Below are 20,298 nucleotides of genomic sequence, written 5' to 3' on the forward strand. Positions count from 1 at the left end.
GTCGCTTTCCGCTCAGGACACCACGAGTGCCGGCTTTTTCGGGGTGAACTTGAGCGAGTCGTCTTCGACCGGCCCGTGGCGCAGCCGCTCGACATCGATCTCGTAGGCATGCTTGAGCGTCCAGGGACCACTGGTGCCCGCCCGCGGAAACTTCGCGATCGCCCGCTGCACGTAGCCCGAGGTCATGTCCATCATCGGCACGCGATCCATGGCCGGCTGGTCCAGCACCGGGACAAAAGTGCCATGGCCATGTGCATCCATGTAGTCCAGTAGGCGGCAGAAGTGCTCGCAGACCAGGTCCACCTTGAGGGTCCAGGCGATGTTCGTGTACCCGACGGCATACGCGAAGTTGGGAACGCCGGAGAGCATCATCGCCTTGTAGGCGGTCGTATCGGGAAGATTGACCGGCCGGCCGTCGACATTGAGCTGGATCTTGCCGAACGGTGACATGTTCAGCCCGGTCGCGGTGACGATGATGTCAGCGGCCAGCTCCTGGCCGGATTCCAGCAGGATGCCGGTCTTGGTGAACCGATCGATCCGGTCGGTGACAACGGAGGCCTTCCCCGCGGAGATCGTCTTGAAGAGGTCCCCGTTGGGCACCATGGCAAGCCGTTGCTCCCAGGGGTTGTAGCGCGGGGTGAAGTGGGTATCGACGTCAAAGTGCTTGGGCAGCTGCATGCGCACGTACCCGATCAGCAGCTTGCGCATCAGCTTGGGCCACCGCTCGCAGGCCTTGAAGAGCCCGCGGCCGAGGGCCACGTTCTTTCTGCGGATGATCTTGGACGCCCGCTTGTGGCCCAGCATCCGGTTGAGCACATTGGCGATCGGATCGGACGCCGGAATCGAGAAGACGTAGCTGGGTGAGCGCTGAAGCATCGTGATGTGGGCCGTTTTGTCGGCCATCGACGGGATCAGGGTGACTGCCGTCGCGCCGCTGCCGATCACGACGACACGCTTGCCGGTGTAATCCAGATCCACCGGCCAATGCTGCGGGTGGACGACCTGACCGTCGAAGTCTTCCCGGCCGGCGAATTCTGGGATGAAGGGATTGTCGTAGTCGTAGTACCCGGTGCCCAGAAACAGGAATCTGGAGGTGAAGGTGGTGGTCTGGCCGGTCGTCGGATGTGTGCTGGTCAGCGTCCAACGTCCGTGCGCGGTATCGAAATTCGCGTTGTGAACCTTGTGGCCGAACCGGATGTGCTCTCCCAGGGCGAACTCGTCGATTGTCTGCTGTAGGTAGTCCAGGATGATGTGCCCGTCGGCGATTGCCTTGCGGTGCGTCCATGGCTTGAACCCGTATCCGAAGGTGGGCATGTCCGAGTCGGAGCGAATGCCCGGGTACTGGTGCAGGCTCCAGGTTCCGCCGATCGAATCCCGCCCCTCCAGTAGGGCGAACGTCGTGCCCGGCCGGAAGGTCTTGAGGTGATACGCGGCGCCGATGCCTGAAATGCCGGCACCGACGATCAAGACGTCGAAGTCTGTTTTGGGCGGTGTGGTCATGGGCTTATCTCCCTGGCGGCGACTAACTCAAAGTCGAGTCGAAATCGACTTTAACCAGTCGCACGGTCGGCGTCAACGGTACGATCTCGAATCGTGTTCGAAAAAGAACCTGCATACCCGGCGACTCGCTCCGCCGCGCTTCAGCGCCGGGGACTCGAGCGAATGCAGGCCATCCTCGATTGCGCCGAAGCGTTGCTTGCCGACCAGGGCTACGCAGCTGCCACGCTCAAGGCGATCGGGGAGTACGCCGAGATCCCCACCGCTTCGCTCTATCACTACTTCGCGGACCGCGGCGAGGTCGATGCCGAGTTGGCTCGACGCCACATCTGCGCCCTCGACACGCACTTCGCCGCGGCGCTCGCGTATCCCGGTCCGGCCACCTTGCGCCGCAGCGTCGACGCGCTGATCGACATGCTGCTCGCGTACTTCCGGGCGCATCCCAGTTTCGTTCAGTTGTGGTTCGTCGGGCGCTCGTCGGCACTGGCCGACATGGCCGGCGAGCTTCACGCGGGGTGGGCTGAGCGGCTGTGGCACTTCCTCATCGAACGGAAGCTGCTGAGCGAGGAGGCCCCGGAGTACGTGCTCCAGTTCGTGTTCGAGATGGGGCACCGCCCATTCGATGTCGCGTTCCAGCGGTCCCCGAGGGGTGACGACGCCACCATCGAGGAGGCGCGCCGCATGCTCACGGCGTACCTCGAGAGCTACGCGCCGGGTGTTTCGCACTGCGTCTGACTCCGGGTATTGACAGCACGGTAGCCGCGACTTTAAAGTCGATCTCGAATCGGGTTCGGATATGGTCAGCCCCGAGGGTGACACCGACAGAGGAGAAAGCCATGGGCCAGAGCCGGCGACGGGTCGTCTTCATCGGCGCCGCAGGCGAGATGTGCCGCCTTGCGATCGAGCGGTTCGCGGTGGCCGCCGGTGACTGGGAGCTGGCGCTCTACGACATTCGCCCCGAACTCCTCGATCAGCTGTTGCGCCGGCTGCCTGCCGGGCTGGCCACCGCCGCCCGGCTTGACCTGTATGACCGTGAGGGCCTGCACAACGCCATCGACGGCGCCGCGCTCGTCGTACTCGGTGCGGGTCCGTACAACCGCACCGCCGGGCCGGTGATGGACGCGTGCCTGGCGGCCAAGGTGCCCTATCTCGACTTCGATGACGATATCGAGAGCACCCTGCACGCATTGACCCTGAATGACGCCGCTCACGCGGCCGGGGTGCCGATGTACATCGGTTGCGGTGCGTCGCCCGGCATCACCAACGTGATGGTTGCCGATGCGGCCGCCGAACTGGACAGTGTCGAGAACATCGACGTGTACTGGGTGGTCGGCGACGAGCGCGGTTCGATCGGTCGCGCGGTTCTCGACCACATGCTGCGCGTCGCCGCGGGCCCGTGCATGACATGGCAGAACGGCGGACCGGTGATGCACCAGTCCTGGCTGGAGACCCGCTGGACGGAGCTGGGTGCCGGGCTCGGACTGACCATGGTGCACGAAACCGCACATCCCGAGCCGGTCACCTTGCCGCGAAAGTACCCAGACGCGAAGAATATTCGGTGCTTCGGAGGACTGGACCCGGCGCCGTACAACGGGCTGATTCGCGGCGTCGGCCTGGCTGTGCAGAGAGGACAGATGCCGGTAGAGGAGGCAATCGACTTTCTGGAGGCCCTGCTGATCGGCAAGCTCGGCAGCCTGAAGGGCTGGCGGCACGCCTTGTCCGGAATGCACAACCTGGCACGCACCGGCGAGTCGACGCGCGCTGAACTGCTGAAATTCCTCGCACTGTCGGCGATGGGCCGTACCTTTCCCTACAAGTCCGGCCTCAAGGTCGAGGTGACCGGCCTACGCAACGGTCTGCCAATGGTGGCCAGCCGGCGCACTCCCGTGAGCGGTCCCGGAACCTATCTCTTCACCGACATGGCCGCGGCGACGGGCACCGCGTGCGCGGCGTTCATGGTTGTCGCTCTCGACAACGAATCAGCAGTTCGTGCAGGGGTTTTCACACCCGAAGAATGGACAGAACCGGAGCGGTTCTACCAGGCGCTCGAACGTGTCGGCACTCCGCGCGAGGAGATTCTCGACGGATGCGGTACCCGATTCGTCCATCAGAACAGCGAAGGAGAGTAGCCATGACTACGACAAAGAGAATCGTCTTCATCGGTGCTGCCGGTGACATGTGCCGCGTCGCGATCGAGCGTTTCACGAAGGCCGCCGGTGACGGGGACTGGAAGTTGGAGTTGTACGACATCCGACCCGAAACCCTGCAGGACTTCGTCAGGAAATTTCCCGCCGGATCGGCGACGGTCGGGTCGTTCGATCTGTTCGACGGGGCCGCACTGCGTGAGGCAATCGACGGCGCGGCCCTCGTCGTGCTCGGCGCGGGTCCGTACAACCGCACCGCGGAGCCGGTGATGGAGGCCTGCATCGAAAAGCGGGTGCCCTACCTCGATCTCGATGACGACGAAGCCAGCACCCGAGCGGCCTTGAAGTTGGACACTCAGGCGAAAGAGGCCGGCGTGGCGATTCTGATCTGCTGCGGCGCCTCCCCGGGCCTGACCAATGTGATGGCCGCCGACGCGGCCCGCGATGTGGACACCGTCGAACGCATTGACGTGTGCTGGGCGACCGGCGACGAAGGACCGGTACCGCTTGGCCGCGCAGTGCTGGACCACGCGATCCGCGGTTTCGCCGGGCCGTGTTGGACCTGGGAGAACGGTCGCGCCGTTCAACACCAGACGTTCGTGGAGAACGATGTGATGGCGCTGGGCAATGCGATGGGCGATTACCGACTCTACGAATGTGCGCATCCGGAATCGGTGACGCTGCCCAGGCGTTGGCCGGAGGCGGACCGGATCCGGGTGCTGGGCGGTCTCCATCCGGCACCGACCAACGGCATCATGCGCGGCGTCGCGGTCGCTGTGCAGGAGGGCAATATCTCGATGGACGAAGCCATCGACTTCATCAACGAGATCATGACGGACAACAACGGATCGGCCAAGGTCTGGCGGCACGCCCTGTCGGGATTGTGGGGCACGGTTCGTCGCGGTGAGATCAGTGCGGTGGAGGTGCTGAAGTTCGTGGCGATGTCGGCCGCCCGCAAGCACCCACCGTTCCGCGGCATCAACTACGTGAAGGTGACGGGCACGCGCGACGGGGCGCATGTCGAGTCGGTGCGCCGGACCCCGGTCTGTGGGCCGGGTACCGCATGGACCACCATGGCGTCGCTCACCGGCTCGGCCACCGCGGCGTTCATGTTGTTGGCCGTCAACGAACTAGGTGATCTGGCCGGCGTTCTGGCTCCGGAGGACTGGGCCGACCCGGAGTCCTTCTACAGCGCTCTGGCAGCGACCGGCGGGTCGCCGCTGCACGAGGTGGTCCAGGCCCTGGTCACCCCGAGCTCGGCAGTGACGCAGCGAAAGGTCTTGTCCGGTGAAACTTCTCACTGAAACCGGGTGGGCTCAATCACCTGCTGCCGAGCCCGCGCTGGCCGAGGACATCCGCTGCGATGTGGCAGTGATCGGCGGTGGGGTCGGTGGCATGTCAGCGGCGCTGAGGCTGGCCGAGTCCGGAGCCGATGTCGTCCTGCTGGAAGCCCAAACCTGCGGCTGGGGCGCAAGCTCACGCAACGCCGGTTACGTGACCAACTCGGTCGCCGCCGATCCGGGACTGCTGGCGCTACTGCTGTCCCGTGACAAGGTGCGCGCGCTGCTTCACTACGCCGAGGCGGCCGTGGAATTCACCCAGGACGTCATCGAGAACCGGGCCATCGCCTGCGAATTCGAGAAGGTGGGCATCGTGGTGGCCGCGGTGTCGAAAGGCCAGCTACGTAAGGCTCGGCGTAACGCCAAGATCATGGCGGAAGCGGGATCGTCGGCCGAGTTCGTCGAGGGCCCGGACGCAGGCCTACCGGAAGGCTTCCTCGGCGGTATACGGGAAGGTATCGGCGGCACCTTGAATCCAGGACGCTATGTCCTGGGGCTGCGTGATGTTGTCCTGGCCTCGGGGGCAAGGGTTTTCGAGCACACCCGAGTGCAGGACGTCGCTGACAGTGGCTCCGAGGTGACCATCGAAACCGGTCGCGGCCGGGTACACGCCAACCAGGCGCTGCTCACCACCAATGCCTACGGCAAGGATCTCGCGATCACTCCGCGCCGCCTGGTCTCCCCGGTGTGGACCTCCCTGGTCGAAACCGAGCCCGTGTCCCCCGAACGTCTGGAGGCCATCGGCTGGACCAGTCGGGCACCGATGGTGACCTCGCACATGATTCTGGAGAGCTACCGGGTCACCCCGCGCAACACCGTCGTCTTCGGTACCCGGCGCCTGGAGACGACAAACGGACCGCTGGCCGCACGGACCCCGTCGGTACCTGTCGTCGACGACCTGGTCCGCGGATTCCGGGAACGCTTCCCCGGGCTGAGTGACGTCCGACCGCAACAGGCCTGGGGCGGCTGGATCGGCATGAGCTCGACCTGGCTGCCCGTGGCTGGACAGGCCTCGTCCAACGTGCTGTATTCGTTGGCCTGCAACGGCCACGGCTTTGCCCAGGCTCAATACGTGGGGCACCTGCTGGCCGGGCGGTTGGCCGGCGAACCCATGGCCGAGGACCTGCGAACCATCTGGCACACCGGCAGATTCTGGCCCAGCTTTGTCAGCCAACCGGCCCTGAACCTCGGCTGGTTCGCCGACCGGGTTCTCGATCGCCTCGCCCGCGCATAACCGCCACCATAGGGAGTAGACATGGACGTCAAAGGTGCCTTGTTCGCACTCGCGGATCTCCTCATGATCTTCGCCGGGTTCACCTGCGGGTGGAAGTTCATCCGGAACTACAAGAATTATCTGCTCGGACTCGAGTGGATCATCGTCGCCACCTCCGGGGTCAACTTCCTCATCTATGGGATGCTGCGACTGAGCCAGGACAGCACGAGTTTTCACGTCGCGATCTTCTTCGACGCCTTCTCCCGGTCGGTCGGGATCACCTTGATCCTGGTGCTGGGACTGATGGCCGTCACCCACGGGTACAAGCCTTCTCGCGCAGTCGATATCGCTGTCTTTGCGCTGGCCGGGGTGGTGGGCTTGGGTTTGACTTTCTACGCATTGCGGACGGCATCGCCCGAGACGCACCACATCGGACTGGCCGGCGCCGTGTTCCTGGTCGCGGTGAATGTGCTCACCAGTGTCTTCCTGCTCTATTTCGCCAGCCGGTTGTGGCGTGTCGGCGAGCGGGGCCAGGCGGCGGCGGTCGTCGTTGTCACGGCGATGGGAGCCGTCATCGCAGCGACGTACGACTTCTATCAGGTACCCGGCGACGACGTGAACCGGACGATGTTCTACACCGCGGCCCTGACCACCTGGGGGCTCCAGCTGATCGTCTACTACTACGGCTATCGCGCACTGAACAATCACATTCAGAGTGCCGGCCATCCGCAGCGAGATCGACAAATCGCCTGAAGCGCGGTTGCGTCGGCCCCACCATGGGGTGACAAGCGTGGTCAGTTCAACAGTCAGAGGTGTACTCATGTCCCTGTTCGATGTGCCCGAACGTGCGCAGCGATACCAGTCCGATCTGCTCGAGTTCATGGATGACCGCGTCTATCCGGCCGAGCCGATCTACGACGAGCAGATGGCCGCAGCCGGCGACCCGCATCACCATCCGCCCATTCTCGAGGAACTCAAGGCCGAGGCGAGAAAGCGCGGCCTGTGGAACCTTTTTCACCCTCATCCCGAATGGGGTCCTGGCCTGACCAACCTGGAGTACGCCCCACTGGCCGAGATCATGGGCCGCAGCCACATTGCTTCGGAGGCGTGCAACTGCAGTGCCCCGGACACCGGCAACATGGAAGTGCTCACGCTGTTCGGCACCGACGAGCACAAGGAGCGCTACCTCAAGCCGTTGCTGGACGGCACGATCCGCTCGGCCTTCGCGATGACCGAGCCCGCGGTGGCCAGTTCGGATGCCACGAACGTGCAGATGTCGATGGTCCGTGACGGTGACGAATATGTGCTCAACGGGCGAAAGTGGTTCGCGTCCAACGGTATGCACCGTAATTGCAAGGTGCTGATCGTGATGGGCAAGACCGATCCGGCCGCTGCGGTACACCGCCAGCAGTCGATGATGGTGGTGCCGATGGACGCACCCGGCCTCACGGTGCGCCGCAACCTGGGCGTCTTCGGCTATCAGGACCGTGAAGGGCATGCCGAGATCGACTTCCACGATGTCCGGGTGCCTGCCAACGATGTGCTCAAGGGTGAGGGCGAAGGTTTTGCGATCAGCCAGGCCCGATTGGGCCCGGGCCGCATCCACCACTGCATGCGGGCCATCGGGATGGCCGAGCGGGCTCTGGAATTGCTGTGCACGCGGGCGCAGTCCCGCGTCACGTTCGGCAAGCCGATCAGCGAGAACGCCAACATCCAGGACTGGATCGCCGAGTCCCGCATCGACATCGAGATGATCCGGCTCCTTACCCTCAAGGCTGCATACCTCATGGACACCGTTGGCAACAAGGCGGCCCGCACCGAGATCGCCGCCATCAAGGTGGCCGCACCCAACATCGCGTTGAAGATCGTCGACCGGGCCATCCAAGTGCACGGCGGGGGCGGGGTCACCGAGGACTTCCCGCTTGCCATGGCCTGGGCCCACCTGCGCACGCTGCGGCTCGCCGACGGTCCCGACGAAGTGCACAAGCGTGCGATCGCCCGCCAGGAACTGGGCAAGTACCGGAAGGGAACACAGGCATGACAGGACTCGACCTCACCGGTCGTACCGCGATCGTCACGGGCTCCTCGCGAGGTATCGGTTTGGCTGCGGCACAGGCGATCGCCGCTGCCGGCGGCAACGTGGTGCTGACCTCGCGACAGCAGGAATCCGCCGACGCCGCGGCGGCCGAGGTGGGCGGCACCGCGCTCGGCGTCGCGGCACACGCCGTCGATGAGGATGCCGCGAAACGTTGCATCGACCTGGCACTGGACCGGTTCGGCAGCATCGACATCTTGGTCAACAACGCTGGGACCAATCCGTCCTTCGGCCCCGTCATCGACCAGGACCACGGCAGCTTCGCCAAGACCTTCGACGTCAACCTGTGGGCGCCGATCCTGTGGACGTCGCTGGCCACCCGGGCATGGATGGGCGAACACGGTGGTGCGGTGGTCAACACCGCCTCTATCGGCGGCCTGGGATTCGAGGCCAACCTCGGGCTGTACAACGCGTCTAAGGCGGCGCTGATCCACGTCACCAAACAGCTGGCGCTGGAACTGTCGCCGAACGTGCGGGTCAATGCGGTGGCACCCGGGGTGGTGCGCACAAAGCTCGCCGAAGCACTGTGGAAAGAGCATGAGAGTCAACTGAATTCGGCCACCCCACTCGGGCGGATCGGTGAACCGGACGATGTCGGGTCGGCCATCGCATTCCTGGTTTCGGATGCGGCGGGCTGGGTGACCGGCGAGACGTTCGTCATCGACGGTGGGCAACACCTCGGCGACGCCCGGGCGTTCCGGTGACACCCACCGGCGTCGATGCCGTCGCTGTGGCCCGTTGGCTCGCGGACCTGGGCGTCGAATATGCAGCTCCGCTGAGGTTCCAGCGGATCGGCCTCGGACAGTCGAATCTCACCTACCGCGTCACCGACGCGGGTGACCGCTCCTGGGTGTTGCGCAGGCCCCCGCTGGGACACCTACTGGCCTCGGCGCACGATGTCGTGCGGGAGGCGCGCATCATCGCCGCGCTGGCAGACACCGACGTTCCGGTGCCCCGGATCCTGGGTGTCACAACGGACTCCGACGTTCCGTTGGTGTTGATGGAGTTCGTTGACGGGTTGGTCGTCGACACCATGACCGTCGCCGAGGCGCTGACCCCGCAGCGTCGCCGCGAGATCGCCGAATTCATGCCGAGCACCTTGGGCAGGATCCATGGGGTCGATCTCGAGCAGACAGGGCTGGCGGATCTTGCCAGCCACAAGCCGTACGCGCAGCGTCAACTCAAACGGTGGTCGGCGCAATGGGAGCATTCCAAGACCCGGGATCTGCCTGCACTGGACGACCTCACGCGTCGCCTCAGTGCCGCGATTCCCGAGCAGCGGGAAATCAAACTGGTGCACGGCGACTTTCACTTGCGCAATCTGATCACCGACCGCGACACCGGCGCGGTGGTGGCAACGCTTGACTGGGAGCTGTCCACTCTGGGGGATCCGATCGCCGACATGGGCACGCTGCTCACCTACTGGCCCGAGCCCGGTGAAACGACCGGGGCGGACTTCGCACCGTCGACGCTGCAGGGGTTTCCCAGCCGTGCCGAGATGGCCCGGCTCTACCTGGATGAGACCGGGCGCGATCCGGCGGCCCTGCAGTACTGGCATGTGCTCGGGCTATGGAAGCTGGCGATCATCGCCGAGGGCGTCATGCGCCGGGCGATGGACGAGCCAGAGAACAAGGCGGTCGCGGGCACCCCCACTGTGACGCGGATCGACTCGATCGTCGAGAAGGCCCGCGAGATCGCCGATGCGGCAGGACTTTCCCGGTGAGTCAACCGGGATCACGTTTCAGAGTGACGGGGTGAGGCGGCGCTGCTACAGCCAGTCCCGGCGTTTGAACATCACATACAACAGGATGACCAGAACAACGATCAAAATGCTGCTGGCGATGAAGCCCACGACGGTGTTGATCCCGGGGTACATGACGTTCTGGCCGTAGAAGCCGGTGATCGCGGTCGGTACCGCGATGATGGCGGCCCAGCCGCTGAGTTTCTTCATCACCGTGTTGAGCCGGGCGTCCTGCAGGGACAGGTTGGTCTCGAACACCGTGGTGACCATGTCGCGCAGGGACTCGGTCCATTCCGAGGCCCGCAGCACATGGTCGTACAGGTCGGCATAAAGTGGATCGAGCGCGGGTTCCGTTGACGAGTCGAGCCTGCGGTGCTGGATGGTGCTCACCACCTCGCGCATGGGAAGTACGACCCGGCGCAGATCGACCAGGTCCTTGCGGAGCTGGAAGGTCCGCCGTTGCAGGCCGCGCCGTGGGCCGCCGTCGGCGAACAGCTCATCCTCGAGCGATTCGATGGCGTCGTCCAGTGCCTCGACAGCCTCGAAGTGCCCGTCCACCACGACATCGAGCAGACCGTGCACCAGGGCGCCGACGCCGTAGCGCTGGCCGCCGAGATCGTCGAAGCGCCGTGACACCTCGCTGATGTCGAATTCGGCCGCACCGTTGATGCTGGGCAGCCGGACGGTGATCAGGCCACGAGGCAGCACGAATGCCGAGATGCGGTGTTTGACCAACATCGAGGTGTCCTGCGCTTCGTCCTCGTCGGGCGTCCGGGCGTCGATCGCGTACACCGTGAAGAACGTATGAGATTGGTACACCGAGGTTTTGGTGCGTTCCTTGGGTGCGACGGCGTCCTCGACGGCCCATATGTTGAGGCCGAGTTCCTTGGCCAGCTCGCGCAGCGCCTCATGGTCGGGGTCGTAGATGTCGGCCCACACCAGAGCATCCTCATCGGCCAGACAATCCGATATGCCCGAGAACGTGAAACCGTCGACCGGCTTTCCGGCTCGCCAGATTCGTCCCTGCACCTGCCTCATGAGGCGGCCACCATCGGCAGCAGGTAGGTCCGCACATAGTCGCGGGTGTCTTCCAGGCTGGTCAGTTTGATGCCGGTGTGCGGAGTGACGATGAACGACAACGTAAGTCGGGTGTGCAACTCGGCGACGGTGCGGATGTGGCGTTCCTGTGCCGGGGTGGTTTCGGCCTTACCGTAGAGGTCGGTGCGCAACTGTGCGGCCGAGTGTTCCGTCGCGAAATCGATGATGGCCCCGGCGTCGACGGTGAGGCTGGGCAGGATCGTCTCGGGTTCGGTACGCAGTAGCTTCTTGAGCAAGGCGTGATCCCGTAGGAACGTCACCGTGAAGACGGTGCCGTAGACCAGGCGGTCCTCCAGGTTGTCGGCATGTGCCCGGGCCTGGGCGCTGCCGTCGAGATAGCGCCGCGCCTCGGACAGCACCAGTGCGTCGATGAGGGCGTCTTTGGTGGGAAACCGACGATAGAGCGTGGCGCGACCGACGCCGCTGCGCCGGGCGACATCCTCCATCGTGGTGCGCCGGATTCCGACGAGTTCGGCCTGTTCGAGTGTGGCGGCCAGGATCCGCGTGCTGATCGGGTCGGGTTCACGCACGCGCGCCAGCACCGCGGGGTCCGGTTCAGCCAGCCGTCGCACGAAGTCCGCTGTTCGCGTCGATGTCACCGAACCACTCCTTGCCTGCATGCGCCGATCGTCGTAGCCTAGCCATCGAGACGAGAGAGACGATGAGTGTCTAAATGTCTCACACGTCTCATTCTAATGATCGATCCGAGCCAGGGGGCGCACATGGACATCAAGTTGTGGACGCGGTGGGTGGCACTGCATTCAGTGCCGAAGGCATTCATGTCGCTTCAAGGCCGGGCGGGCAATCCGATGGGCGCGCTGATCTCGAGCCACGGCAAAGGCATCGACCCCTATCCGCTGATGGAGCAGATCCGCCGGCGCGGTCCATTGGTGAAGACCCCCTTCGTCTGGGTCACCGCCGACCACGGTGTCGCTCGGGAAATTCTGCGGGACAAGCGGTTCGGCGTCACCCCGCCCACCGGGATGGGGATGCCGAAGCCGGTCCAGCAGCTCTTGGACCGCACTGATCCGAAGGTGGCCAACCCGGTGGAGCCGCCGGCGATGGTCATCGTCGACCCGCCGGAGCACACGCAGTACCGGCAGCTGGTGGCGCAGAGTTTCACGCCGCGCGCGATCGACAAACTCGACGCCAGGGTGGCCGAGGTGACCGCGGAACTCATCGATCGGCTCGCCGGGCAGCCCAGACCCGAGCTGATCGCGGACTTCGCCGCTGTCCTTCCGGTCGCCATGATCGCCGAGATCCTCGGCCTGTCAGGCGAATCCCATGCGCAACTGCTCGGGTGGGGACACGACGGGGCGCCACTGCTCGATGTCGGAATCCCGTGGCGCACCTACCGGCGTGGCATCGACGGGATGCGCGAGCTCGACGGATTCCTCGCAGACCTCTTCGACAAGGTCCGCGCCGGAGCGGCGGAAGACAACCCGTTCACCAAGATGGCCGCCGACCACACGCTGACCGATCACGAACTCGCCTCCAACGCAGCGCTTCTGATCGGCGCCGGATTCGAAACCACCGTCAACCTCATCGGTAACGGGATCGTGTTGCTGCAGCGGCATCCCGATCAACTCGCCCTGTTGCGCGACAATCCGGACCTGTGGCCCGCCGCGGTGGAGGAGATCCTGCGCATCGAAAGCCCGGTGCAGATGACCGCCCGTACCGCGCAATGCGACGTCGAGATCGGCGGGCAGCGGCTGCCGGCCGGAACCATGGTCGCCGTGTTGTTGGGTGGTGCCAACCGGGATCCGCGGGTGTTCAGTGAGCCGACGCGCTTCGACATCACCCGCCACAACGCCCGTGAACATCTGGCGTTCGCCTCGGGCATCCACGTCTGCCTGGGCGCGGCGCTGGCCCGCATCGAAGGCGCAACCGCGCTGCGCGCGCTGTTCGACGCCTACCCCGACCTGCGCCTGACCGAGACCCCACGCCCGCGCGGTCTGGTCAATTTGCACGGATATGTGAAGCTGCCGGCCCTGCTGGGGGCCAGGCGTACTGAGCCGGCCGGTCTGGTCTGCTGAGCTCGGTACTCTCGGTGGGGACCTGCCAGATCTTGAACGCGAGGCCCAGACCCACATGACGGATTCCCCACTCGACGGACTGATGGCGCGCGTCGGCGGTGTCAGCGGCCTGGCCTACTCGGCGCTGCCGGTGACCGTGTACGCGTCGGTCTCGGCGCTCTCGGGGCGGGTGCCCGCAATCATCTCCGCGCTGGCGACAGCGGCCGTCGTATTCGGTTGGCAGCTGCTGCGCCGCGAATCGGTCAGGCCCGCGCTGTGGGGATTCGTCGCGGTGGCAGGTTGTGCGCTGCTGGCTCTGGTGACCGGCCAGGCCAAAGACTTCTATCTCCCGGGTATCTGGATGTCCCTGGCCTCGGCCATCGTGATGACCGGCTCGATCTTCGTCAGGCGCCCACTGGTCGGGGTCATCTGGGCCTGGGCGACCGGCCGCGACGGCTCCTGGCGTCAGGTGCCCGGTGTGCGGCTCGTCTTCAACGTCGTGACCGCCGTGCTGGCGACGGTGTCCTGGTCGCGGTTCCTGGTGCAGAACTACCTCTACGACACGGGTCAGGACGGGCTGCTCGCGGTCGCACGGTTGGCGATGGGCTGGCCGCTGTTTGTCGTCACCACCACGCTGGTTCTGCTCAGCGCCCGCTACGCAATCCGGGCGCTGCCACGCTCGGCGACCTGACGGTCAGTAAAACTCACCCCGATTCCAGACCTTCACCGCGCCGGATCCCGCCGGTACCAATACCCGGGTGAACAAGACGCTGCCCGGCTGCTGTCGTCGCTGAAGCCAAGTCACCACTCCCTGCTTCAGCAACAGAAAGCTGCCCACAGTGTCAGTATTCGTCGACATCGTTCCCGGCGAGGCCGAAACCGGCTCGCTCCGTCCGGTCGTGCCGTCACGCCGTTGGCGCACCCTGCTGATCAGGTCCGCGTTGCCGCTGTTGTCGGTGGTGGTGTTCTTCGTGGTCTGGCAGGTGGTCGCCTGGGCCGGCATCTGGAACCAGACGTTCGTGCCCTATCCATCGGCGGTCTGGCGCGCCTTCATCGACGTCTCCACCACCCATGACGGGGCCCGCGGCTACGCGGGCTACCTGCTCTACGAGCACCTCTACATGACGTTGCGCCGGGTCTTGGCCGGCGTCGTATTGGGAGTAGTGATCGGTGTCCTTTTGGGACTGCTGATGGGCTCGGTCGGATGGCTGCGCAGTGTGCTCGAACCATGGCTGACCTTCCTGCGAGCGCTGCCGCCACTGGCGTACTTCTTCCTGCTGGTCATCTGGCTCGGCATCGACGAGGCACCCAAGATCACGCTGCTCGCCCTGGCCGCACTACCGCCCGCCGCGGTGGCCACCACGGCGGCCGTGGTCGCCGCACCGGTCGGGCTGCAAGAGGCGGCGCGGGCGTTGGGCGCCACCCGGGCACAGGTGATCCGTGACGTCGTGGTGCCCTCGGCGCTACCCGAAACCTTCACCGGGATCCGGCTGGCCGTGGGCATGGCGTACTCGTCGGTGGTGGCCGCAGAACTGTTCAACGGCATCCCCGGTATCGGCGGATTGGTCAAGGACGCGAGCAATTACAACAACACACCGGTCGTACTGGTCGGGATCTTCGCCATCGGGATCTCGGGTCTGGTGATCGACGGAGGTTTGCGGGCCGTTGAACGACGGGCCGTCCCCTGGAGAGGAAAAATATGAAACTCAAAGCCTTGATGGTGGCAGCCGTCGCATCGGCCCTGGCGCTGTCCGGCTGCGCGGTCGACCACTCCGGTCAGGACGCCCAGAAGCCCACCATTCGCCTTGGCTACCAGTCCTTTCCGAGTGGGGACCTGATCGTCAAGAACAACAGGTGGCTCGAAGAGGCACTGCCCGATTACAACATCAAATGGACGAAGTTCGACTCCGGGGCCGATGTGAATACCGCGTTCATCGCCAAGGAGTTGGACTTCGGGGCCCTGGGCTCGAGTCCCGTGGCGCGCGGATTGTCGGCCCCGCTGAACATTCCGTACAAGGTGGCCTTCGTGCTCGACGTCGCTGGTGACAACGAGGCCCTGGTGGCCCGTGACGGCGCCGGCGTCAACTCGATCGCCGACCTGCGGGGCAAGCGCGTCGCCACGCCGTTCGCGTCCACCGCGCATTACAGTCTCCTGGCGGCGCTGGCGCAGAACGGGTTGTCGTCCAAGGACGTTCAATTGATCGACCTGCAGCCGCAGGCCATCTTGGCGGCGTGGGACCGGGGCGACATCGCGGCCGCCTACAGCTGGCTGCCCACGCTCGACCAATTGCGCAAGACCGGCAAGGACCTGATCACCAGCCGGCAGTTGGCCAAGGACGGCAAGCCGACACTGGACCTTGCGGCCGTGTCCGACGAGTTCTCCAATGCTCATCCCGAGGTGGTCGACGTCTGGCGTCAGCAGCAGGCCCGCGCGCTGAACGTCATCAAGGACGACCCGCAGGCCGCAGCCAAGGCGATCGCGGCCGAAGTCGGGCTGAGCCCGGAAGATGTTGCCGGACAACTCAAGCAGGGCGTCTATCTGACTCCGGCCCAGGTGGCCTCACCCGAATGGCTGGGTAGTGACGGCGCGCCGGGCAACATCGCGGCCAATCTGCAGAGTGCGTCGCAGTTCCTGGCCGATCAGAAACAGATCCCGGAGGCCGCACCCCTGCAGAGGTTCAAGGACGCCATCTACACGAAGGGGTTGCCGGATGTCATCGCCAAGCAGTGACGCCTCCGGCGCCCTGTCGATCAAGAACGTCGCACACCGCTACGGGCGTGGCTCGGACGAGGTCACTGCGCTCGGCCCGGTGGATCTCGACGTCGAACCCGGCTCATTCCTGGTTCTGGTCGGCGCGTCGGGGTGCGGGAAGAGCACGCTGCTGCGCCTGATCGCCGGATTCGAAACCCCTTCTGAGGGTCAGGTTCACGTGGCGGGGACGCCGCCGACGCCCGGGGTCACCTCGGGTGTGGTTTTCCAGCAGCCGCGGCTGTTTCCGTGGCGCACGGTCGGCGGCAACGTGGACCTGGCCCTCAAGTACGCCAACGTGCCGCGTGAATCACGACCTGAGCGCCGAGCGGAAATATTGGAACGTGTCGGGCTGGAAGGCACGGCCAAGCGCAGGATCTGGGAGATCAGCGGCGGGCAACAGCAGCGTGTCGCGATCGCGCGGGCACTGGCCGCCGAGACCCCGCTGTTCCTTCTGGACGAGCCGTTCGCGGCACTGGACGCGCTGACCCGCGAGCGGTTGCAGGAGGATGTCCGTCAGGTGAGTGCGGAGTCCGGTCGCACAACGGTTTTCGTGACCCACAGCGCCGACGAGGCGGCGTTCCTGGGCTCCCGGATCGTGGTGTTGACCCGCCGGCCCGGAAAGATCGCCCTGGACCTGCCTGTCGATCTGCCACGCAGCGGCGTCGATGCGCACGAACTGCGGCGGTCACCGGAGTACCTCAGGTTGCGGACGGATGTGAGTGAGGCCGTGAAGGTCGCCGCGGCGTAATCTTCTGCGCCGAACGTGACGCCATGGTCGTAAACCCGCGCGGGCAACGACCATGGCGTCACTTTCGGCGCGTGCCGCGTCAGGCGCGCCGCTGCAGGAAATCGTCGATCAGCGCGGCCACTTCTGCGACGTGCGTCTCGAGCAGGAAGTGTCCGCCGTCGAGCAGGTGGATCTCGGCGTCGACAGCGTCCTTGCCGAACGCCCGGGCACCGTCGGGACCGAAGATCGGATCGCCCTCGCCCCACACGGCGAGCACGGGAACCGCACTGGTGCGGAGGTATTCGTGCAGTGTCGGGTACAGCGGGGCGTTGGTCGCGTAGTCCCGGAACAGCTTGAGCTGCACCAGGTCATTGCCCGGCCGGGCCACCATCGCCGCGTCGTGGACCCAGGTGTCGGGGTTGACCAGGCTTTCGTCCGCCACGCCGGTCAGGTACTGCCATTTGATGCCGTCCACACTCAACGCGGACCGCACGCCCGCCTCGGTCTCTGCGGTCTGCTCACGCTGGTAGGCCCACACCCCGGCCCAGAAGCTCTCGACGAAACCCTCGTCGTAGCCGTTGCCGTTCTGGCTGACGATCGCGGTGATGGCCTCCGGATGCCGCAGTGCCAGGCGCCAGCCGATCGGGGCGCCGTAATCCTGGACGTAGATCGCGTAGCGGGACACCCCGAGTCGATTCAACAGACCGTCGGTGAGGTCGGCCAGGCCGTCGAAGGTGTAGTCGAACTCGGTGGCGGCCGGCGCATCGGAGTGTCCATAGCCCAGGTGATCGGGTGCGATGACGTGGTAGCGCTCGGCCAGTCGAGGAATGAGGTCGCGGAACATGTACGAGCTCGTCGGGAAGCCGTGCAGCAGCACGATTGCCGGGGAATCGGGCGAGCCCGCCTCACGGTAGAACAGCCGCTGTCCGTCGACGGTGGTGTAGCGGTGATGAACGGTCATATCTAACTCCTTTAACGATTGTTACCGGTTAGTGACATCTAACGCGCGACGACATAACCTGTCAATAGTTATTTGGAGGTTAGATATGGAGCTGCTGGAGTTGGGCCTGAGCGATGAGGCCTTGCTGCTCGATCTGCTCAACACCACACCGGTGGTCGACGGAATGCAGCGCGACGTGCTCGCGCATCCAGAGGCGGCGCACGCGTGGCTCGACGAGCATGCGGCGACCGAAGCCGAACTGGCCGATCTGGTCGCGGCGCGGAATCTACTTCAGGAAGTGGTGCGCGGAACCGAGACGGCGGTTGCGTTGACGCCGTACCTCAACGTCGCGGCGATCCGGGCGCACGGGACGGACGACGGTGTGAGCTGGGAACTTGATACTTGCGACGCGCGGCGAGGCGCCCTGCGGGCCATCCTGGCGTGGGACGCGCTGAGGGCCTCGAGTCCGGGCCGGCTACGCGCGTGTGGGAATCCGGACTGCCGGCTCTTCCTGATCGACCGGACGAAACCGAACACAAAACGGTGGTGCTCGATGGCGACTTGCGGAAACCGCATGAAGGCGCGCCGATATCACCAGCGCGCCCGGACTGCGAAGACTGACGAACAGTCCTGATTACACCGGGGGGTACGCCGGCGGCGGGTAAACGCCACGCAGACCCCAGGCCAGCCACGGGAAGAAGAAGTCGCTCTCGTCGCTGAGGTCGTAGTCAGGATTCGGATCCATGCCCGGAGTCTAGTCGTAGAAGGCAAGGCCGGAACAGGGTCGCGCGCGGAATTGCCTACACTGATCAACCATCTAGTTGATTGATTTCCTGGGCAAGGTCCGGGCGATGCTGATAGTGAGTGTGCTATGTCATCCGATTCAGAAGGCGGCCGGGGCCGCGGTGGTGCGGCTGCCAACGGGACATCCCGCCGCGATGAACTGTTGACCGTCGCGGCCAAGCTGTTCGCCGCCCGCGGCTATCACGGCACCCGGATGGACGATGTCGCCGAGGCCGTCGGACTGAACAAGGCCACGGTCTATCACTACTACTCGAGTAAGTCGCTGATCCTCTACGACATCTACAAGGGCACCGCGGACTTCACCGTCGAGGCGCTCCACGATGACCCGACCGCGACGGCCAGGGAGACCATCTACAACTTCACCAGGCGACTGATGGTCGGCATCGCCAACGATCTCGAGCGCGCCGCGGTGTACTTCCAGGAAGGCCCGTACATCGCGGAGTGGTTCACCGAGGAGCAGGTGTCCTACATCCGGCGCGCCGAGACCCAGGTGTACGAGCACGTCCGCGACGTGATCGATCGCGGTATCGCGAGCGGCGAGTTCTACGACTGCGACTCGCACGTACTGGCCCTCGGCTACATCGGCATGACGCTCGGTTCGTACCGCTGGCTACGCCCCCACGGCAGGCGGACCGCGCAGGAGATCGCCGTGGAGTTCAGTACGGCGCTGCTGCGCGGGTTGATCCGCGACGAGGAAACCCGCAACGAGTCGCCGCTGGGGGTCGAGATCGAGGAAAAGGCCTAGAACATGACTGATCTGTTCCGATTGGACGGCAAGGTGGCCGTCGTCACCGGCGGCGGCCGTGGCATCGGCCTCATGATGGCCCGGGGACTGTTGCAGGCTGGAGCGTCGGTGTACGTCGCGAGCCGCAAGGAGGCCGAACTGGCCGCGGCGGTGGACGCGTTGTCCCCGCTCGGCCGGATCTCCGCGGTGCCCGCCGACCTCGGGACAGCTGAAGGGGTCGCCGCGCTCACCGCGGCGGTGGCCGAGCGTGAGGACGCGATCCATGCCTTGTTCAACAACGCCGGCGCGGCCTGGGGCGCACCGTACGACGAGTTCCCGGAATCCGGGTTCGACAAGGTCTACGACGTCAACGTCAAGGGCGTGTTCCTGCTGACCCGGGCGCTCACCCCGCTGCTGAATTCCGGTGCCACCGAAGAAGACCCGGCTCGCGTCATCAACACCGGCAGCATCGACGGGATCGTCGCGCCCGGCAAGGGCCGCGACAACTTCTCCTACAGCGCCAGTAAGGCCGCAGTGCACATGCTGACCAAGCATCTGGCCGGCGAGCTGGCCCCGCGGATCCTGGTCAACGCGATCGCGCCGGGGCTTTTCGAATCCCGGATGACCAAAGAGATGCTGCGGGCCGGCGCGGAAGAGGTAGGCGCCGTTCTTCCGCTGGGCCGCATCGGCCGGCCCGACGACATCGCCGGGATCTCGGTGTTCTTGGCCAGCCGGGCCAGCGCGTACATCACCGGTGCCGTGATCCCGGTCGACGGCGGCGTGAGCACCATCAGGTGACGGGCAGGGTGAACCAGCCCCAGGCCAAGAAGGCGAACACACCGAGATAGACCACGTCGCCGGCCATGTAGAGCCACTCGCTGCGACGGAATCTGGTCGTGGCCGCACCCGCCATGAACAACGCCAGGCCGCAGGCGGCCACCGGCGTCAGCACCGGGGCGATACCCACCGCGACGGGAAGCACCAGGCCGACTGCGCCGACCAGTTTGATGGTCCCGATCGCTTTGAGGTGACCGTCACCGAAGTCGTCGACCCAATGCTGGGTCTTACCCATCGACCGGTACTTCTCCCGCGACGCCAACAGCATGGTGGTTCCGCCGGCTGCATACGCTGCCGCGGCGATGATGGTGATGATCCAGAGAGTGATGTTCATTGCGCGCTCCGTTTCGTGGTTACGTCCAGCCGTTCCG

At 65.3% G+C, this 20,298-nt stretch carries 22 protein-coding genes; 16 read left to right on the plus strand and 6 right to left on the minus strand.

Features of this window, described 5'->3' with window-relative positions:
- Window positions 1-12: 12 nt before the first annotated feature.
- Window positions 13-1,500 (minus strand): flavin-containing monooxygenase, encoded by a 1,488-nt coding sequence (locus ACZYZF_RS04560; RefSeq protein ID WP_463834671.1) that lies wholly within the window; start codon window positions 1,498-1,500, stop codon window positions 13-15.
- 93 nt (window positions 1,501-1,593) lie between these two features.
- Here ACZYZF_RS04560 and ACZYZF_RS04565 point away from each other — a divergent pair, with 93 nt between their 5' ends.
- The 8 genes from ACZYZF_RS04565 (at window position 1,594) to ACZYZF_RS04600 (ending at window position 10,012) form a co-directional block, all read left to right on the plus strand.
- Complete coding sequence (locus ACZYZF_RS04565) at window positions 1,594-2,232, plus strand: TetR/AcrR family transcriptional regulator (RefSeq protein WP_463834673.1); 639 nt, start codon at window positions 1,594-1,596, stop codon at window positions 2,230-2,232.
- A 101-nt stretch (window positions 2,233-2,333) separates the two neighbouring features.
- Window positions 2,334-3,626 (plus strand): saccharopine dehydrogenase family protein, encoded by a 1,293-nt coding sequence (locus tag ACZYZF_RS04570; protein WP_463834674.1) that lies wholly within the window; start codon window positions 2,334-2,336, stop codon window positions 3,624-3,626.
- A gap of 2 nt (window positions 3,627-3,628) precedes the next feature.
- Window positions 3,629-4,945 carry a saccharopine dehydrogenase family protein gene (locus ACZYZF_RS04575; protein WP_463834675.1) on the plus strand — a complete coding sequence of 439 codons (1,317 nt, stop codon included), beginning with the start codon at window positions 3,629-3,631 and terminating at the stop codon, window positions 4,943-4,945.
- Entirely contained in the window at window positions 4,929-6,215 is a 1,287-nt protein-coding gene (locus tag ACZYZF_RS04580) for an NAD(P)/FAD-dependent oxidoreductase (RefSeq protein WP_463834676.1), read from the plus strand. Before ACZYZF_RS04575 ends, ACZYZF_RS04580 begins: the two co-directional genes overlap by 17 nt.
- Window positions 6,216-6,236: 21 nt before the next feature.
- Window positions 6,237-6,947, plus strand: coding sequence for a transporter (locus ACZYZF_RS04585; RefSeq protein WP_463834677.1), 711 nt, complete (start codon window positions 6,237-6,239; stop codon window positions 6,945-6,947).
- A gap of 67 nt (window positions 6,948-7,014) precedes the next feature.
- Window positions 7,015-8,235: an acyl-CoA dehydrogenase family protein gene (locus tag ACZYZF_RS04590; protein WP_463834678.1), complete on the plus strand. Its 1,221-nt coding sequence runs from the start codon at window positions 7,015-7,017 to the stop codon at window positions 8,233-8,235.
- Window positions 8,232-8,993, plus strand: coding sequence for an SDR family oxidoreductase (locus ACZYZF_RS04595; RefSeq protein WP_463834679.1), 762 nt, complete (start codon window positions 8,232-8,234; stop codon window positions 8,991-8,993). Before ACZYZF_RS04590 ends, ACZYZF_RS04595 begins: the two co-directional genes overlap by 4 nt.
- Window positions 8,990-10,012 carry a phosphotransferase family protein gene (locus ACZYZF_RS04600; protein ID WP_463834680.1) on the plus strand — a complete coding sequence of 341 codons (1,023 nt, stop codon included), beginning with the start codon at window positions 8,990-8,992 and terminating at the stop codon, window positions 10,010-10,012. Before ACZYZF_RS04595 ends, ACZYZF_RS04600 begins: the two co-directional genes overlap by 4 nt.
- Window positions 10,013-10,057: 45 nt before the next feature.
- Here the strand turns inward: ACZYZF_RS04600 and ACZYZF_RS04605 are convergent, their stop codons facing one another.
- Window positions 10,058-11,068 carry a magnesium transporter CorA family protein gene (locus ACZYZF_RS04605; RefSeq protein ID WP_463834682.1) on the minus strand — a complete coding sequence of 337 codons (1,011 nt, stop codon included), beginning with the start codon at window positions 11,066-11,068 and terminating at the stop codon, window positions 10,058-10,060.
- The gene (locus tag ACZYZF_RS04610) at window positions 11,065-11,727 is read right to left on the minus strand and encodes a TetR/AcrR family transcriptional regulator (RefSeq protein WP_463743328.1); all 663 of its coding nucleotides are present in this window, start codon (window positions 11,725-11,727) and stop codon (window positions 11,065-11,067) included. Before ACZYZF_RS04610 ends, ACZYZF_RS04605 begins: the two co-directional genes overlap by 4 nt.
- 123 nt (window positions 11,728-11,850) lie before the next feature.
- On the opposite strand from ACZYZF_RS04610, the gene ACZYZF_RS04615 reads away from it, so the two are divergent.
- The 5 genes from ACZYZF_RS04615 (at window position 11,851) to ACZYZF_RS04635 (ending at window position 16,643) form a co-directional block, all read left to right on the plus strand.
- Window positions 11,851-13,164: a cytochrome P450 gene (locus ACZYZF_RS04615; RefSeq protein WP_463834683.1), complete on the plus strand. Its 1,314-nt coding sequence runs from the start codon at window positions 11,851-11,853 to the stop codon at window positions 13,162-13,164.
- A 55-nt stretch (window positions 13,165-13,219) separates the two neighbouring features.
- The gene (locus ACZYZF_RS04620; protein ID WP_463834684.1) at window positions 13,220-13,834 is read left to right on the plus strand and encodes a DUF3159 domain-containing protein; all 615 of its coding nucleotides are present in this window, start codon (window positions 13,220-13,222) and stop codon (window positions 13,832-13,834) included.
- A gap of 148 nt (window positions 13,835-13,982) precedes the next feature.
- Window positions 13,983-14,846: an ABC transporter permease gene (locus ACZYZF_RS04625; protein WP_463834686.1), complete on the plus strand. Its 864-nt coding sequence runs from the start codon at window positions 13,983-13,985 to the stop codon at window positions 14,844-14,846.
- The gene (locus ACZYZF_RS04630) at window positions 14,843-15,874 is read left to right on the plus strand and encodes a taurine ABC transporter substrate-binding protein (protein ID WP_463834688.1); all 1,032 of its coding nucleotides are present in this window, start codon (window positions 14,843-14,845) and stop codon (window positions 15,872-15,874) included. The genes ACZYZF_RS04625 and ACZYZF_RS04630 overlap by 4 nt, the downstream gene beginning before the upstream one ends.
- Window positions 15,855-16,643 carry an ABC transporter ATP-binding protein gene (locus ACZYZF_RS04635; protein WP_463834689.1) on the plus strand — a complete coding sequence of 263 codons (789 nt, stop codon included), beginning with the start codon at window positions 15,855-15,857 and terminating at the stop codon, window positions 16,641-16,643. The genes ACZYZF_RS04630 and ACZYZF_RS04635 overlap by 20 nt, the downstream gene beginning before the upstream one ends.
- A 79-nt stretch (window positions 16,644-16,722) precedes the next feature.
- Here the strand turns inward: ACZYZF_RS04635 and ACZYZF_RS04640 are convergent, their stop codons facing one another.
- The gene (locus tag ACZYZF_RS04640; RefSeq protein ID WP_463834691.1) at window positions 16,723-17,583 is read right to left on the minus strand and encodes an alpha/beta fold hydrolase; all 861 of its coding nucleotides are present in this window, start codon (window positions 17,581-17,583) and stop codon (window positions 16,723-16,725) included.
- 85 nt (window positions 17,584-17,668) lie between these two features.
- On the opposite strand from ACZYZF_RS04640, the gene ACZYZF_RS04645 reads away from it, so the two are divergent.
- Window positions 17,669-18,196 carry a CGNR zinc finger domain-containing protein gene (locus ACZYZF_RS04645; protein WP_463834693.1) on the plus strand — a complete coding sequence of 176 codons (528 nt, stop codon included), beginning with the start codon at window positions 17,669-17,671 and terminating at the stop codon, window positions 18,194-18,196.
- Here ACZYZF_RS04645 and ACZYZF_RS04650 read toward each other — a convergent pair whose 3' ends face one another.
- Window positions 18,197-18,307, minus strand: coding sequence for a hypothetical protein (locus ACZYZF_RS04650; protein ID WP_003883225.1), 111 nt, complete (start codon window positions 18,305-18,307; stop codon window positions 18,197-18,199).
- A 126-nt stretch (window positions 18,308-18,433) separates the two neighbouring features.
- Between ACZYZF_RS04650 and ACZYZF_RS04655 the strand changes: the two genes are divergently transcribed.
- Both ACZYZF_RS04655 and ACZYZF_RS04660 read left to right on the plus strand, forming a co-directional pair.
- A complete protein-coding gene (locus ACZYZF_RS04655; RefSeq protein ID WP_463834694.1) occupies window positions 18,434-19,111 on the plus strand; it encodes a TetR/AcrR family transcriptional regulator in 678 nt (225 codons plus the stop codon).
- 3 nt (window positions 19,112-19,114) lie between these two features.
- Entirely contained in the window at window positions 19,115-19,888 is a 774-nt protein-coding gene (locus ACZYZF_RS04660; RefSeq protein WP_463743319.1) for an SDR family oxidoreductase, read from the plus strand.
- On the opposite strand, the gene ACZYZF_RS04665 is transcribed toward ACZYZF_RS04660, so the two are convergent.
- Window positions 19,881-20,261, minus strand: coding sequence for a DoxX family protein (locus tag ACZYZF_RS04665; protein ID WP_463743318.1), 381 nt, complete (start codon window positions 20,259-20,261; stop codon window positions 19,881-19,883). The genes ACZYZF_RS04660 and ACZYZF_RS04665 overlap by 8 nt on opposite strands.
- Window positions 20,262-20,298: the final 37 nt, after the last annotated feature.

It is taken from the genome of Mycobacterium sp. IDUB_24, assembly GCF_055419385.1.

Coding starts and splice junctions, on each gene's coding strand:
- ACZYZF_RS04660 (WP_463743319.1), top strand. CDS start 19,115: ATGACTGATCTGTTCCGATTGGACGGCAAGGTGGCCGTCGTCACCGGC.
- ACZYZF_RS04640 (WP_463834691.1), bottom strand. CDS start 17,583: ATGACCGTTCATCACCGCTACACCACCGTCGACGGACAGCGGCTGTTC.
- ACZYZF_RS04645 (WP_463834693.1), top strand. CDS start 17,669: ATGGAGCTGCTGGAGTTGGGCCTGAGCGATGAGGCCTTGCTGCTCGAT.
- ACZYZF_RS04630 (WP_463834688.1), top strand. CDS start 14,843: ATGAAACTCAAAGCCTTGATGGTGGCAGCCGTCGCATCGGCCCTGGCG.
- ACZYZF_RS04665 (WP_463743318.1), bottom strand. CDS start 20,261: ATGAACATCACTCTCTGGATCATCACCATCATCGCCGCGGCAGCGTAT.
- ACZYZF_RS04605 (WP_463834682.1), bottom strand. CDS start 11,068: ATGAGGCAGGTGCAGGGACGAATCTGGCGAGCCGGAAAGCCGGTCGAC.
- ACZYZF_RS04615 (WP_463834683.1), top strand. CDS start 11,851: ATGGACATCAAGTTGTGGACGCGGTGGGTGGCACTGCATTCAGTGCCG.
- ACZYZF_RS04570 (WP_463834674.1), top strand. CDS start 2,334: ATGGGCCAGAGCCGGCGACGGGTCGTCTTCATCGGCGCCGCAGGCGAG.
- ACZYZF_RS04585 (WP_463834677.1), top strand. CDS start 6,237: ATGGACGTCAAAGGTGCCTTGTTCGCACTCGCGGATCTCCTCATGATC.
- ACZYZF_RS04650 (WP_003883225.1), bottom strand. CDS start 18,307: ATGGATCCGAATCCTGACTACGACCTCAGCGACGAGAGCGACTTCTTC.
- ACZYZF_RS04560 (WP_463834671.1), bottom strand. CDS start 1,500: ATGACCACACCGCCCAAAACAGACTTCGACGTCTTGATCGTCGGTGCC.
- ACZYZF_RS04635 (WP_463834689.1), top strand. CDS start 15,855: ATGTCATCGCCAAGCAGTGACGCCTCCGGCGCCCTGTCGATCAAGAAC.
- ACZYZF_RS04655 (WP_463834694.1), top strand. CDS start 18,434: ATGTCATCCGATTCAGAAGGCGGCCGGGGCCGCGGTGGTGCGGCTGCC.
- ACZYZF_RS04575 (WP_463834675.1), top strand. CDS start 3,629: ATGACTACGACAAAGAGAATCGTCTTCATCGGTGCTGCCGGTGACATG.
- ACZYZF_RS04620 (WP_463834684.1), top strand. CDS start 13,220: ATGACGGATTCCCCACTCGACGGACTGATGGCGCGCGTCGGCGGTGTC.
- ACZYZF_RS04595 (WP_463834679.1), top strand. CDS start 8,232: ATGACAGGACTCGACCTCACCGGTCGTACCGCGATCGTCACGGGCTCC.
- ACZYZF_RS04590 (WP_463834678.1), top strand. CDS start 7,015: ATGTCCCTGTTCGATGTGCCCGAACGTGCGCAGCGATACCAGTCCGAT.